The organism is Rhodococcus sp. NPDC055112 (assembly GCF_053607505.1).
On the sequence record NZ_JBSGTR010000006.1, the window covers coordinates 119,385 to 133,619 of the forward strand.

General features: G+C 70.5%; 10 protein-coding genes. 2 read left to right on the plus strand and 8 right to left on the minus strand.

The window, feature by feature from the left end; translation table 11 throughout:
* Positions 1–7: 7 nt before the first annotated feature.
* Entirely contained in the window at positions 8–1,213 is a 1,206-nt protein-coding gene (nox, locus tag ACWFRB_RS05355) for a 4,4'-dithiodibutanoate disulfide reductase (protein WP_452639365.1), read from the minus strand.
* 94 nt (positions 1,214–1,307) lie between these two features.
* On the opposite strand from nox, the gene ACWFRB_RS05360 reads away from it, so the two are divergent.
* On the plus strand, positions 1,308–1,874 hold the full coding sequence (locus ACWFRB_RS05360) for a TetR family transcriptional regulator (protein ID WP_452639367.1): 567 nt from the start codon (positions 1,308–1,310) through the stop codon (positions 1,872–1,874).
* A gap of 13 nt (positions 1,875–1,887) precedes the next feature.
* Here ACWFRB_RS05360 and ACWFRB_RS05365 read toward each other — a convergent pair whose 3' ends face one another.
* The 5 genes from ACWFRB_RS05365 to ACWFRB_RS05385 form a co-directional block, all read right to left on the minus strand.
* Positions 1,888–2,637, minus strand: a complete 750-nt coding sequence (locus ACWFRB_RS05365; RefSeq protein WP_452639368.1) for a hypothetical protein — start codon at positions 2,635–2,637, stop codon at positions 1,888–1,890.
* A gap of 56 nt (positions 2,638–2,693) precedes the next feature.
* Complete coding sequence (gene sigM / locus ACWFRB_RS05370; RefSeq protein ID WP_452639370.1) at positions 2,694–3,278, minus strand: RNA polymerase sigma factor SigM; 585 nt, start codon at positions 3,276–3,278, stop codon at positions 2,694–2,696.
* A 55-nt stretch (positions 3,279–3,333) separates the two neighbouring features.
* Positions 3,334–7,248, minus strand: a complete 3,915-nt coding sequence (locus ACWFRB_RS05375) for a murein biosynthesis integral membrane protein MurJ (protein ID WP_452639371.1) — start codon at positions 7,246–7,248, stop codon at positions 3,334–3,336.
* A gap of 239 nt (positions 7,249–7,487) precedes the next feature.
* Positions 7,488–9,878: a DUF6049 family protein gene (locus ACWFRB_RS05380; protein WP_452639373.1), complete on the minus strand. Its 2,391-nt coding sequence runs from the start codon at positions 9,876–9,878 to the stop codon at positions 7,488–7,490.
* The gene (locus ACWFRB_RS05385) at positions 9,875–10,432 is read right to left on the minus strand and encodes an NUDIX hydrolase (RefSeq protein ID WP_452639374.1); all 558 of its coding nucleotides are present in this window, start codon (positions 10,430–10,432) and stop codon (positions 9,875–9,877) included. The genes ACWFRB_RS05380 and ACWFRB_RS05385 overlap by 4 nt, the downstream gene beginning before the upstream one ends.
* Positions 10,433–10,525: 93 nt before the next feature.
* Here ACWFRB_RS05385 and ACWFRB_RS05390 point away from each other — a divergent pair, with 93 nt between their 5' ends.
* Entirely contained in the window at positions 10,526–11,974 is a 1,449-nt protein-coding gene (locus tag ACWFRB_RS05390) for a CCA tRNA nucleotidyltransferase (protein ID WP_452639376.1), read from the plus strand.
* A gap of 3 nt (positions 11,975–11,977) precedes the next feature.
* Here ACWFRB_RS05390 and ACWFRB_RS05395 read toward each other — a convergent pair whose 3' ends face one another.
* Both ACWFRB_RS05395 and ACWFRB_RS05400 read right to left on the minus strand, forming a co-directional pair.
* Entirely contained in the window at positions 11,978–12,700 is a 723-nt protein-coding gene (locus tag ACWFRB_RS05395; protein ID WP_452639378.1) for a hypothetical protein, read from the minus strand.
* Between the two features lie 18 nt (positions 12,701–12,718).
* On the minus strand, positions 12,719–14,233 hold the full coding sequence (locus ACWFRB_RS05400) for a DUF4185 domain-containing protein (protein ID WP_452639379.1): 1,515 nt from the start codon (positions 14,231–14,233) through the stop codon (positions 12,719–12,721).
* Positions 14,234–14,235 lie beyond the last annotated feature (2 nt).

A 14,235-nucleotide genomic window follows, 5' to 3' on the forward strand; every position in this document is an offset into this window, starting at 1 on the left:
GGCCCGCTCAGCCGATCAGCTGCTGCGCCTCGCGCACCACGCAGCGGGTGCCCGTGTAGATGGTCGGCATGCACTTGTTGCAGTGGATGCAATGGCCCTCGGTGGCCGTCTCGTCACGAAACCTGTTGACCAGATCGGGTTCTCGTAGCAGTGCCCGCGCCATCGCGACGAACTCGAACCCCTCGTCGAGGGCGCCGACGATGGTGTCCATCCGATTGATGCCGCCGAGCAGGATCAACGGCATCGACAGGATCTCTCGGAACTGCCGGGCGAACGGGAGGAAGAAGGCCTCCTCGAACGGGTAGGTCGGGAACAGGTGCGGCCCGTATACCTTGAGTCCGAGACCGACCAGCTTCGGTTGCGACGCAACGAATTCCGCCATCGGAACCTCGCCGCGGAAGAAGTACATGCCGTTGAGGAGTGAGCTACCGCCGGTCAGCTGCAACGCGTCGAGGTGACCGTCGGACTCGAGTAGCTTGGCGATCTGCATGCTCTGGTCGAGCCACAGTCCCTTCGGTACCCCGTCGGACATGTTGAACTTCGCGGTCACCGCGACCCTGTCCCCCGCGGCGGCCCGGACTCGTTCGAGCACCTCGCGCGGGAACCTGGCCCGGTTCGCGACGCTGCCACCGTAGCCGTCCTTGCGCTTGTTCAGATTGGGGCTCATGAAGGAGCTCAGCAGGTAGTTGTGACCGAGGTGCACCTCGATGGCATCGAACCCGGCCTCGACCGCGACCCGCGCCGAGCGCTCGAAGTCCGCGGTCACCGCCGCCAGCTGGTCCGGTGTCGCGCCTCGCACCAGACCCATTGCGGGAGCACTGATCCGGGTGGACGGAGCCAGGGTCGGGCGCTTGTTCGACATCGTGTTGGCGACCAGGCCGGCGTGGCCGATCTGGGCGGCGGCCAACGCTCCCTCGGCGTGCACGGCGTCGGTGAGCCTGGTCAGGCCCGGCAGGCTCGACTCGTCGAGGACCAGGGTGTTGCGGTGCACTCGGCCGCCCTCGGACACCGCGCAGTACGCCACCGTGGTGAGCGCCGCTCCCCCCGCGGCCACCGCTCGGTGGAACTCGATGAGCTCGTCGGAGACGGCCCCGCGCGGCATCACGCCCTCGAATGTGGCGGCCTTGATGATCCGGTTGCGCAGGGTCAGCGGGCCGAGCCGGGCGGGCTCGAAGACGCGCGTAGTGCTGGGCGTCTCGTTCGGGGAGGTCATGTCGGATCCTTGCGTCGCGGAATTACGATGCCACCGGCCTCGTAATAGGACACGGTATAGCCCCGAGGCCGGACATGGAAGAGAATCCGGGGCAATGACTAAAACCGGATCGGGTCGGCCGCGGGACCCACAGATCGATGCCGAGGTGCTCGCGGCCGCTCGCGAGCTGCTGGTCGACGTCGGATTCGACCAGCTCAGCATGCGCGCGATCGCCGCGAAGGCCGGGGTGAGCCGGGCGGCGATCGACCGTCGGTGGGATTCGAAGGCGCAACTCGTGCTCGACGCGGTACTGGGCGTGACCCCGGACCTGACCCCGTTCGCGGGGGCCGATCGGGAGGGATGGATCACGTGGGTGGTGACCGGGAGTTCGGAGCTGTTCCGCCGGCCTGAGGTGCGGGAGGCGGTGCCGGGACTGCTCGCCACGTTGCGCGATCAGGAGGATCTGCGTAACACGCTGTGGCGGGGCTTCAGCGGTCCGAGCAGCGCGCTGTACGCCGAGTCCTCCGGGTCGGACGACCTGCTGGATGCGCGCGCCCTCCTGGTCCTCGGGGCCGGGGCGGCGCTGTTCCTGTCGCTGATCGCCGTCGAGGAGGACACCCCCGAGATGCGGGAGCGGGTTTTGCAGATCCTGCTGCCTGTCGCGCGGGGCGAGCAGGGGTGATCGGCGCTGGCCGTCAGCCGATGTCGCTGCGCGCCAGGGTTTCCGGGCGCGATTCCGTGCAGTCGGCACCGACGACCAGCGCGGTGATCTGCGGCGGTCGCGGGCCCGCGAACAGCATCAGGATGCCGCGGATCCCCCGGATCCGCACCGGGCCGGACCCGAGCAGGGGGGTGTCCGGATCGACGCCGTTGGCGCGCAGGCAACCGGCGAGTGCGCCGGGGGCGGACAACGGACCGAGCGACGACCGTCCCATCATGACGAGGGCGGCGCCGGGGGTCAGATCCGCACCCAGGTCCGGCTCGTCGGCGCGGGGCATGAACGGCTGGGCCACGGTCGGTGCCGGTGCTTCGGGATCCTCCTCGAGCACTCCCGTCCCCAGGACGATGCCCCCTGCCAGCAGCAGGATCGCGGCGGCCGCGGCGACGGGGATCCACGCTCGCCTGCGACGGGGATGGTCGGCGAGGGCGACCACGGGGACCGTGTCGACCGGGTCCGGGGCGCCCTTGGCTGCCAACGCTGCGTGAAGTCGGTCGAGAACCTCCGGGGGCGCCGGGGGTGCGGGGGTGTCGTCCGCACGGAGTTCGGCGAGCCGGGTGCTGACCGAATCGAGGGCGGCGAGGACTTGTCGGGCCTGCGGGTCGCTCTCCACCGCGGCGCCGAGGCGCGCCTCGAACGGGGGGTCGAACAGCCCTGCGTGCAGGTCGGCGATCAGTTCGGGGTCGAAAGGGGGCCGCAGGAGCGCTTCATCACCCTGACCGACCATGTCACCTCCCTGCTGAGTCCTCGAGTCTTACGGGCACGTCATTATGATTAGACCCCTCAAGGATGGATTTGGTTCCGCTCATTCTGCAAATATTTCAACTGCTGGGCCAGCTTCAGCCGTGCCCGAGCGCAGCGGCTCTTGACGGTGCCCTCCGGAACCCCGAGTAGCGCTGCCGCCTCCGCGACTGAGTATCCCTCCAGGTCGACCGCCACCACGGCGGCCCGCTGCTCGGGCGACAGGGTGAACAGGGCGGCGTCGATGGCCATCGCGGTCTCGCAGTCGTCCATCGGGTCGCGGGGGCGGGCCGGTTCCTGGTGGTCGTCCTCCAGCGGCACGGTCGGTCGGGCCCGGTTGCGGCGTATCCGATCGAGACACGCATTCACCACGATCCGGTGCAGCCAGCTGCGCACGGCAGCATCCGCCCGGAACGACGCCGCCGTCCGGTGGGCGGACAGCAATGCCTCCTGGAGCGCGTCAGCCGCGTCTTCCGGCGTGTAGCTGGTCCGCTTCGCCGTCTGCCATAAATGGTCCTGATGTCTGCTCAACAACTCAGCAAACGCGCGTGCGTCCCCCGACGCGTGCGCTGCCAGGAGCTCGGCATCAGACATGCCAGCCCCGGCGACCCCCCTATAGATTCGCACGAGAAATGCTAACCGACCGTAAGGTCTGGAGTCACTCCGAGGGCTGAACCGGTGTTCAGGGGGCCTTCGTGAAGCTGATCTCCGCGAGCGAGGACTGGTTCTTCCCGCCCTCGCTGGCCAGCTTGGTGATCCACACCAGGACCTTGCCGGTCTTGCCCTCTGCGGTCACCGGAATCGTGGTGACGCCCTTCCCGAGGACCGCCGAACCGATCACCTGGGTCTGGTCCAGGGTGGGGTTCGCCGTTGCGGCGGTGCGGATCTCGACGGCGGTGCCCGCGCTCGGCGAGGTGATCGAGACCTCGCGCAGCGCGCTCGGCTCGGCCAGGTCGATCATCAGGCCGACACCGTTCTTGAAGGTCGGGAACTGGTCGAAGTAGCCGTCCGTGGTCCACGCGGTGGCCGGGTTGCCGTCGATCGCCTGCCGCGCGGTGGCCGGGTTGTCCGGTGACCCCTGCGGCGAGTACACGGTGGCGCCCGTGGGAACCACCGCTGCCCCCGCCGCGGCGGGCCCGGGTACGGCGGGCGCCGACACGGAGGCCTCGGCCGGGGCGGTCGTGAGGCCGATGTTCTGGTCCGTCAGCGGTTCGCTGGAGCTGCCCCCCGCCAGGAAGTTGGCCAGCCACCAGCCGACCAGGGCCAACACGACGACGGTGAGGACACCGAGCGCGGACAGCGCGATGATCATCTTGTTGTCCTTCGCCCGCTTCGCCTCGGCCTCCTCGGGATCGAGAAGGGCGCGGCTGGTCGCCCCGGCGGGCCGCTGGCCGAGTCGCAGTGCGGGCATGAGGTCGGTCTTCTGATCCACCACGGACGCCTGGTCCAGCACGTGCTGGACGGTCGCGGCCGTGCGGATCCCGCCACCCTGCTCGAGGGCGCGGACGGCGACGGCGGAGATCTCGAACGGCACCTCGGGCCGGAGGCGCCGCGGCTCGACCGGCAGTCCGTCGTCGCCGCGGTCCGCCAGCCTCATCCCGCCCACGGTGCCCGCCGCGTGCGGCGTGCGCGGGTCGGCGGCCGTCTGAGGGGCCGCTGCGGGGGCACCCGACTCGGGCGCCGGTGCCGGCTCGCCGAGCGGCCACCGCGCCGTGATCAACGCGTACAGCATGGCGCCGAGTCCGCGCACGTCCGAGCTGGGATCGGCGTCGGCAAGGGTGGCGGGGAAGGCCAGCACCGCGTCGCCACCCGCGGAGATCCGGATCCGGTCCGGATGGTCGATCGACAGCGATCCGCCGCCGCGGTGGGCGGCCTCCGCCGCCGAGGCGAGCGCACGGATCGCCCTCGCCGCGCCGATCGGAGACGGTTCGGTCTCGGCCATCTCCCGCAGCGACCGTCCCGGCGTCCACTCGGCGACGACGATGCCGCCCGAGCTGCCGCGGACCACGTCGAGGACCCGGGCCAGGCCGGGCGAGTTGATCCGACCGAGCCGCAGGGTGCGCGACAGGACCGCCTGCGGTCCCTCCGACTCGGACGTCGAGGAACTCGCGCGCTGGTCGGCGTCGACGAAGGTCAGCGCGACCTCGCGATCGAGCTTGATGTCGTGGGCCTGCCAGAACTTGAGTCCGCGGGCACCGCCGTGCGGGGCGAGGAGGCGGTAGCGCCCGCCCGCCACCGAGGCGCCGGGGATCAGCTTGGGCCCGCGCGTTGACCTCGCCGCCGAGGTCGAGTCGCCCACCCGCAGCGGGGGCAGCGTCGGCGAGCCGATCGGGATGACACCGGTGTCGACTGTCAGGTCGCGCTCGGGGCGCTCCACGGCAGGCTTGTCGGCCTTGGCGGGAGCCTTGGCCCCGTCGCCGTCCGGGATCGCCGAGGTGGGCCCGCCGTCCGTTGCCTCGATCTTCCGCGGGGCCGATTCGGGCACGGACGCCTTAACAGCGGACACGCCGGACTGGCCGTCGGCAACGTTCTCGTCGCTCACCCTCACTCCTTCGCGCATAAGTCCCGAAATCTCTCCTGTTGAGAACTGGTCCCCAGACCGCCGGGGATCAGCGTACGGGAGTGGTATCCCGCCGCTGAGGGGCATCTGAGCACCGTCGATGGCGGGGATCAACTCAGTCTCCGCCTCATAGAGTGACACGACCTTCGGCGTGTCAACGCGCGATTCCGGCGTCGACCGACCGAGAAGTCTGTTCACCACACGCCCCACCGCCACCGTGCCGGCGACCACCTCGGGTACCCGGGCGATCCGCAGCAGCCCGAATGTCAGCCCGAGCATGATGACCGCGCCGATACCGACCTGGACGAAGGCACCGGGCCCGCCGAACCGGTCGCCGAGACGGTCGAGGCGCAGCAGCTCCTCGGCCGTCAGCATCGTGATCCCGCCCGCCACCGAGGCGACGACGACCAGGAACGCGGTCTTGCCGACGTTCGCCATCCGCAGGTTACCGAGGCTCCGCCGGAGCAGGTAACCGCCGATCAGCGCGCCCACGGTGAAGCCGAGACCGTTCGCGACACCGAGCAGGCTGACGACCTGCTCGTCACTCGAGGCCACCATCGGCGCCAGCAACGAGAGCCCGACCTTCACCCCGGTGATGCCGAGGATGATCCAGGTCGGTGTCCAGGCCTGCTCGCGGGCGTAGAACACCCGAAGGTGGATGAGCACGAGGGCGTACGGGATCAGGGTGAACGCGGACCAGCTGACGGCGTGTCCGAGCCGCTCGGCGTCGGCCTCACCGAAGCGGCCGTAGCCGAACAGGGCATGGCCGACCTGTGGGCCCGCGAAGGTGAGGAACACCACCACCGGCACCAGCGACACCATCGTCAACCGGGTCGAGACGGACAGGTCGTCGACGACCGCCGGGGTGTCCTCCGCGGCCGCATTGCGACTGAGCCGCGGCATGATCGCGGTGAGCACCGTCACGCCGAGGATGCCGTACGGCAGCTGCAGCAGCAGCCAGGCCTGCTGATAGATCACCGGCCCGGCATCGTCGACCCCGGCGGCGACGTATGTGGCCACTGCGAAGCCGGCTTGGCTGATCAGCACATAGAGCACGATGGCGATACCCATGCCAGCGAACATCTTCAGCCTGGCGTCGAGTCCCCACAGCGGCTTCAGGCTGATGCCCTCGCGCCGGATCGCGGGCAGCAGGGTCGCGGCCTGGGTCACCACGCCTACTGTCACGCCCAGCCCGAGCAGCAGCACGCGCCCGGTCGTCATCTCGTCGGAACCGCGGGTGACCAGCCAGAAGACCGCGAGCACGCACAGCACCACGAGGTTGTTGAGCACCGGCGCCCACGCGCCGGGCTTGAACACGCCCCTCGTGTTGAGCAGCGCGGTCAACAGGGCAGACAGGCCGTAGAAGAGGATCGCGGGCAGCAGCAGGTAGGCGAACGAGGTGGACAGTTCGGCGTCGACCTTGCCGTCCTCCGGGAGGAAGATCCGGGTCAGCAGCGGGGCGGCGGCGACCGCGACCACCGAGGCGACACCGAGGATCAGGCAGGTGACGGTGAACAACCTGCGTACGAAGGCCACGCCCCCGTCGTCGTCCTCCTTCTCGGCACGCACCAGGACCGGCACCACGATCGCGGTCAGCACCGCGCCGAGGACCAGTTCCGAGATCATCGTCGGCAGCTGGCTGGCCACGGTGAACGAGCTGGCGGTGGCGGCGCCGAGCACGGTCAGCAGCAGCACCTGCTTGAGGAAGCCGGTGATCCGGCTGACCAGGGTGGCCACCGCGATGGAGCCGGTGGACGCGAGGAGACGGGAGTTTTGGCTCTGCGCCTGCGGCTCCTGCTCGGGTGTCGGCTCCGGATCCGGCGCGGGAGCGGCGGGCCTGTTGACTGCCGGGCTCGGTGCAGGCTGCGGCGGCTGTCCCCCGCGCAGATGCGGGGGCGGCGGCAGGTAGCGCTGCGGGGCGGCCCGCTGCGGCGCGGGCTGCGGTCGGTACGTCTGGGGCTGGGCGGGGCGGAACGGGCGCGGCTGGTCCGGCGGGAACGGCGGCTGCGACCTGGGCTGGCCGGGGGGCGGCGGCATGCGCCCGGCCTGGTCAGGTGGCGGCACCGGTCGCGGGTCGGCGGGTCCGTGCGGTGTCGGGTTGGCCCGTTCCCACGGGGCGGGCGGCGCCGGCTCGGGATGCCGAGGTCCCGGATTCTGGGGTCGCTGCGCGGGCTCCGTGCCCGGATTCTGGGGTCGCTGCGCGGGTTCCGCGCCCGGATTCTGGGGTCGCCCGCCTGGGTCCGCTCCCGTGCCCGGTGGGCGACGCGTGCTCCCCGTCATCGAGCTTCGTACCCTTCATCCGCTGGGTCCGGCTGACCCCGGAATCGGTGCCACAGGCGCCGTCCCGCAAGTAGCAACAGTAGTGCGCCTGCGCAGGCGGTGATGATCGCCAGCGCCTTGCCGTACGTGTTCGTCCGGATCGACACCGAGGTGGGCTCGCCGAGTTCACGGCCGTTCGTGGTGGTCAGCGCGACATCGACCACCAGCTTGCCTGCGTTCTCGACGGTCGCGGGCACCTGCAGCGTCCGGCTGCCGCGCGGCGGCAGCTGTTGATCGCCGATGTCGGTGACCGTCATCTCCTGCGGTGCCGAGATCTGCAGCCGCACGTTGATCCCCACCGGCAGGTCGTTGCGCGCGACCAGCAGGAGCGGGCTCTGTTCCGAGGCGAGGGTGTAGGCGCCGCCGGGGGGAAGCACCGTCACCGACGCGTAGATATCGGTCAGCGCCTCCTCGACGTCGCTGACCCGCGTCTCGGCGGCGGCCGTCGCGGCGCCCCGCTCCCGGTCGCGCCTCCCGGACGTGCTCAGCGCACGCAGCAGGTCCTCACTCAGCGGCGCGGTGTAGCCGCGCGGGGTCAGTGCCGACTGCGGATCGTTCACCAGCGACTCGGTGAGCGCATTGATCTCGGGGGCCACCGCGGCGGCTCCGGTCTGTACCCGGTCGGGCGCGCCGTCCTTGGTGGCCTGCGCCGGATAGTCCAGGTCGACCGGCGGCTGTGCGGTCGGTCGATCGAGCAGGTCGGCGAGCGGGCGCGGGTTGGCCAGCCCCGAACGCATCAGCGTCGACACCGTCGAGAGCACGGCACGCGCCTCGTCGCCGTCCACGGACCAGTTCTGCGGCGGCACCACGAGCAGGCCGTGGTCCGCGCTCGCGGAGGCGTTGGGCGGCGGCGTGAGTGCCGGCCAGGCGATCGCGCCGAGTGCGTCCTGGAGTCGGGCGGTCCGCGAGTCGTCGGACAGGTCGTATCGAACATCCGCCGGGGTGTAGGTGGGTGTCTGCGGGGTGGCACCGACGGCGGCGAGGGCGGTGGCCGCGGGCACGTCGAACAGCGCAGCGGACAGCGGTCGATCGGCGGTCGTCCCGGCCAACGGCACCGTCGGCCGCGTGGTCTCCTCGGCCACCGCGTTGTCGGCCAGCAGCGCGGTCGGACCGAGCCCCCGAAGGCCCGCCGCCTCGGGGTTGAGGACACCCGCGTCCGGCCAGGTCAGGCCGCGGCGCGAGGTGATCCCCAATATGCCGTCGATGATCCCCGCCGGTGCCGACAGGGCCCGCTCCACCAGTGTCGGGTCGTCGGTCTTCTGCAACGCAGCGAGATCGACCTGCGCGAACGGCACGGCGGTCGTGCACAGTCGGGACGTCAGCGACCGCAACCGTTCGAGCCACTCGGTGGCCGCGGTCTGTCCGGTCCCCTCGTGTGCGGGGCCGTTCGGATCCGAGGGATCGTCGACCACCAGGTATCCCCTGGTCATGTTGCTCACGGTGATCAGCAGATCCGGGTCGACGGCCAGGCACATGCTGTCGGCGAGCTTGTGGTCGCGGTCGACGCTGTCGCCGGTGGCGAACTCGGCGGCGGCGAGCAACTGCTCGAGCCGTCCCCCGTCCGCCAGCGAGTCCGCCAGCTCGTCGTCGACGAGTCGGACCTTCTCGTCCGAGGATCCCGGGATGCCGGACGCGAGCCGGGGCTTGTCGGCGAACGGCCACATCAGGGTGACGGCGACGGGGTCGGTGATGCTCGGCGGTACCGCCGCCGCGTCGGGGCGATCGGCGCCGCGGATGCTGGGGTCGCGCGGGAGCCCGAGCACCGGCAGCAGGAATCGGGCGTCGTCGAGCCTGGCCTGGCCGCCGTACTCGGGGGTGCCGTTGACGTTGACCAGCAGCGGGTACACCCCTGGCTCCTTGATGCCGAGCGACACCGAGGAGGTCGACCGCAGCGGCATCGCCAGGGTGAACCGGCTGGACTGTCCCACCTGCAGCTTCTCGGTGACGGTGGTGAACTCCCCGACGGTGTCGTAGGCCTCCTGGTCGGCGGTGAGCATGGACCTGAGCTGCTCGGACTCGGAGATGGCCGGTGCGGCCTGGAGCCGGACCTTCACATCGTGGACGGGACGATCGCCGACGTTGGTGACGGATCCGGTGACCGTGACGAACGGTTCGCTGGAGGTGGTGACGGCGGTCGGGGTCACCTTGTCGATCGTCAGGCTCACGAACTCGCGCTCGTCGGTGTTCGACCGCAGGCCCGAGGAGGCCGGCGCCGCGACGGCGGACTCGGCGCCGCTGTCGGGTCCGTTGGTGGGCGCGGCGACGGCCACCGCGGCACCCATCGGGGCGGCGGCCAACGCCAAGGCGGACAGGGTCGTCACGGCAAAGCGACGCAGGGTGGCCCTCATCCGTTCTCTCGGGACCCTTCGCCGGTAGCGGACGCCATCTGGTCGATCAGCTCCCCCGCGACTCCTGCGAGTCGGCGTTCGTCGGCGTAGGCGAGCCGGGACTCCAACTCGGCCAACGGAACCCACGCCACCTCGGTCACCTCGACGTCGGCGTCGGAGAGCTCGCCGCCCTGGAACCGGAGCAGGTAGTGGTGCACGGTCTTGTGGACCCGCCTGCCCTCGGTGACGAACCAGTAGTCGATGCTGCCCAGTTGGGCGAGCACCGTGCCCTGGATCCCGGTCTCCTCCGCCACCTCACGCATCGCAGTCTGCTCGGCGGTCTCGCCCTGCTCGATGTGGCCCTTGGGCAGTGACCAGAGCAGCCGTCCCCGCCGGTCGGTCCGCCCGATCAGCGCGGCACACTGCTCATCGCGGGGGCCGTCGAGGCCGTCGACGACGAGTCCACCTGCCGACGTTTCGCGGACCGTACGCATGCGCGTGTTCGAGCGGTCGCCGTGCCCGCTTCGTCGCCGCGGGTTGCGGCGACTGCGATTCGCACGTTCGGCAGCAGACACCCAATCAATACTAGTTGCCCAGCGGGACCTGCCTCGAATCCCACACCGGCCGAGCGGCAAGCCGTCCCCCGCGCGTCGGTAAGCTGCGTACTCGTGGTTTCCCCTACTCCCGACGCCGATCGACGCGCCCGACTCCTCAAGGACGCCTCCGCGACCCTCCTGGGCCTCGCGGACGTCCTGACCCCCTTGGGTGCGCGGTTCGCCGCCGCCGGGCACGAGCTGTACCTGGTGGGCGGCAGCGTGCGGGACGCGGTGCTCGGCAGGCTGGGCACCGATCTGGACTTCACCACCGACGCGCGGCCGGAGCAGGTGCAGGCAATCCTCAAGGGCTGGGCCGACAACCAGTGGGACACCGGCATCGCCTTCGGGACGATCAGCGCCGCCAAGGGTGATCAGCAGATCGAGATCACCACCTTCCGCACCGACGCCTACGACGGGGTCACCAGGAACCCGGAGGTCGTGTACGGCACCAGCCTCGAGGAGGACCTGGTCCGCCGCGACTTCACGGTCAACGCGATGGCCGTCCGCATCGGCGCGGACGGCTCGCAGGAGTTCACCGATCCGCTCGGCGGCATGGCCGCACTGCTCGACGGGGTGCTCGACACCCCAGCCGCGCCGGAGATCTCGTTCAACGACGATCCCCTCCGCATGCTGCGGGCCGCGCGGTTCGTCTCGCAGCTCGGCTTCGCCCTTGCGCCCCGGGTGCATCAGGCGATCGTGGAGATGGCCGAACAGATCGACCGGATCACGGCCGAGCGGGTGCGCGCGGAACTCGACAAACTGATCCTCGGCGAGTTTGCGATCGACGGCATCAACGTGATGTGCGAGACCGGACTGGCGGCCCGGGTCATCCCCGAGATCCCGAAGATGAAGCTGGAGATCGACGAGCACCACCAGCACAAGGACGTCTACCAGCATTCGCTGACCGTGCTGCAGCAGGCGATCGACCTCGAGGACGGCGACCCGGACCTGGTGCTGCGCTGGGCCGCGCTGCTGCACGACATCGGCAAGCCGGACACCAAGCGCAACGAGCCTGCGGGCGGGGTCAGCTTCCACCACCACGAGGTGGTCGGGGCGAAGATGGTGCGCAAGCGGATGCGGGCGCTCAAGTACTCCAAACAGATGATCGACGATGTCGGCCAGCTGGTGTTCCTGCACCTGCGCTTCCACGGCTACGGCGAGGGGCAGTGGACCGATTCCGCGGTCCGCCGCTACGTCACCGACGCAGGCGAACTGTTGCCGCGCCTGCACAAGCTCGTCCGCGCGGACTGCACCACCAGGAACAAGCGCCGGGCGGCGAAGCTGCAGGCCACCTACGACGACCTCGAGCAGCGGATCGCGCGGATCGCCGAGCAGGAGGACCTGGGCCGGGTCCGGCCCGACCTCGACGGCAACGCGATCATGAAGCTGCTCGGCATCCCCGCCGGTCCCGAGGTCGGCAAGGCCTGGACCTTCCTGAAGGAACTGCGGCTTGACCGCGGCCCGCTCAGCCCGGAAGAGGCCGAGGCCGAGCTGCTCGCGTGGTGGGCACAGCAGCAGTAGCCGCTACCCGATCAGCCGGAGCAGCTGCGTCAGATCGAACGAGCTGCTCAGCGTGGGGATCTCGAGGGTGAAGCGGACGACGTGGCCGTCGCGGGTGGCGCGGACGTTCCTGGCGTCGTTGGGCAGCGGCGGCAACGGGATGACAGGCGCCGGCAGGTAGCGCCCGGGAACCGGGAGCCCCCGCCAGCGGGCCCGGATCACCTCGATGCGCAGCACGTCGTCGGCGACCGAGGCATCGACGACGGCGGTCAGTCGACGGTGCCGGTGCTCGGCGCGGATCAGGCCGGACTCCTCGGCGAACAGGACCCAGTCGAGGCCTTCCCGGAGATTGACCTGCGCCAACACCGCCGACAGCGCGACACGGCCCTCGACGTCGATCTGTGCGGTTCGGACCCGGGTCGGCGCGCCGGGCACGAGCCGAACCCCGTTGGCGACGGCCGTCACCTCCTCGAGGGTGTGCCCGCCCCAGTCGATACCCGTGAGCCGGGCCCGTGACTCGAAATGGGCCCCCTGACGTCGCACGCGAAACGAACCGAGCCGGGCCGTGACCGGCACGCCCTGCAGGGTGACGGTGACCTCCCGCCCGACGTACCGCCGCGCGATACCGAGGCTGAGCGCGGTCATCACGCTGTCGGGGACCAGCGCCGTCATCGTGCCCGCGCCGAGGGTCGCCACCGGGTCCACCCAGGAGGTGGTGATCGACGACAACGACCATCCGGTGCCCATGATTGGCAACGATAGGCCTCAGCGCAGCGTCGCGCGCATGAGATAGACGTTGTAGCTGTCCCACTCGGAGATGGTGAAGTACACCTCGTCGGCGGTGGACCACGGATGCAGGAAGCCGCCGTACAGCTTCGGGTAGTCGGCGCTGCGCACCATCGGGATGCCGGCGGACCAGGCGCCCTGCGGGCTGTTCGCCTGGCGCAGCACGATGGTCCCGGCCGGTGCGTCCAGGTAGCTCATCTGCCACAGGCCGCGGGACTCGTCGTAGCGCACCGACAGCTCCGCGGCCACACCGTTGAGGACCGGGGTCGGCGAGTGCTCGCCGACCGGGGTCCAGGTCCCGTCGACCCAGTACTGGTAGGCCGACTTGTTGAGCACCTGGTCCCTTGCCACCCGCGCGAGCGCGATGGTGCCGAGCCGTCCGTTCGGGGTGCCGAACATGTAGACGTGGTCGCCGGCAGGGACCATGCTCGCGACCTGGAACTGGTTCATGCCGAAGATGTTCTCCCACTTGGCATACGGATCCTTGGTCCAGGTCTGGCCGTTGTCGTCCGAGTAGGCGATGCCGCCGTGGTTGGTGTACCACATGCCGGGGACCATGCTCCAGCGTCGGACCGACATGTAGCTCATGTACTGCCGGTCGCCGATCGCGAAGCCGGAGGTGGGGATGGTCGTGGTCTCCCAGTTCTTGACCTTGCGGCTGCCGAGCAGTTCGGCGGCGTGGCACCGGCTGTCCTGCACCATGGAGTCGAGGGTCAGGCCGTCTGAGAGGTCGCGGTCGGTGCTGTGCCCCAGCACATTCGAGCGCCAGTCCTGACCGTTTGCGCCTGGCGGTGTCCAGCCCCGGCCGAAGGTGTCGCCGAACGCGATGGCCACCTCGCCTGGCTTGCTCTCCCACATGATGCCGAGGTCGGTTCCGTTGACCTGCCACCGCTTGTCGGTGCGATTGATGGAACCGGGGCCGGTGAGCTGGGCCACCAGGGTCACCTCGCCGACCTTCGGCGCCGCGGCGGCGGTGTCAACCGGTCCCGGCTCGACGGGCGGCGACTGCGGGACCGGCGGCGGGGGCAGCGGCACGCCGGGCCCGGGGATCGGGATGGGGATCGGCTCGGGGTCGGGGGCGATGGAGAATCGCGGTATCGAGGATCCCCACGCCCCCGAACCCGAGGACGACGAACCGGACTCGGACGACGCGGACCCGGACGAGCCCGCGGAGCCGGACTCGGGTTGCTCGGGCGCGGTGTCGGTGAGGTCCGGGCAGGGATCGGCGCACGGATCCGCGGGCAGCGGGGCCTGCGGGATGCGGGTCTGATCCTGCGGCGGGTCCGGCACGGGGACCGGGACCAGCTGGGGCCAGGGCACCTTGATGTCGATGCCGGGAAGGTCCGAGGACTCGGCCTTCGCGGAGGGGTCGAAGCCGGTTTCCCCGCAGGCATTGGTGGGCGCGGGCGCGGCCGTCGCGGGCGTCGCGGTGAGCACCGAGCCGGATGCGGCGAGGATGAGCGCGAGCAGTGGTGCGCTCAGACGATGGATCACGA

Bases quoted from the DNA above. Each gene is read 5' to 3' on its own strand.
- ACWFRB_RS05375 (WP_452639371.1), bottom strand. From the start codon at position 7,248: ATGCCGCCGCCCCCCGGCCAGCCCAGGTCGCAGCCGCCGTTCCCGCCG.
- ACWFRB_RS05365 (WP_452639368.1), bottom strand. From the start codon at position 2,637: ATGGTCGGTCAGGGTGATGAAGCGCTCCTGCGGCCCCCTTTCGACCCC.
- nox (WP_452639365.1), bottom strand. From the start codon at position 1,213: ATGACCTCCCCGAACGAGACGCCCAGCACTACGCGCGTCTTCGAGCCC.
- ACWFRB_RS05380 (WP_452639373.1), bottom strand. From the start codon at position 9,878: ATGAGGGCCACCCTGCGTCGCTTTGCCGTGACGACCCTGTCCGCCTTG.
- ACWFRB_RS05395 (WP_452639378.1), bottom strand. From the start codon at position 12,700: ATGGGCACCGGATGGTCGTTGTCGTCGATCACCACCTCCTGGGTGGAC.
- ACWFRB_RS05360 (WP_452639367.1), top strand. From the start codon at position 1,308: ATGACTAAAACCGGATCGGGTCGGCCGCGGGACCCACAGATCGATGCC.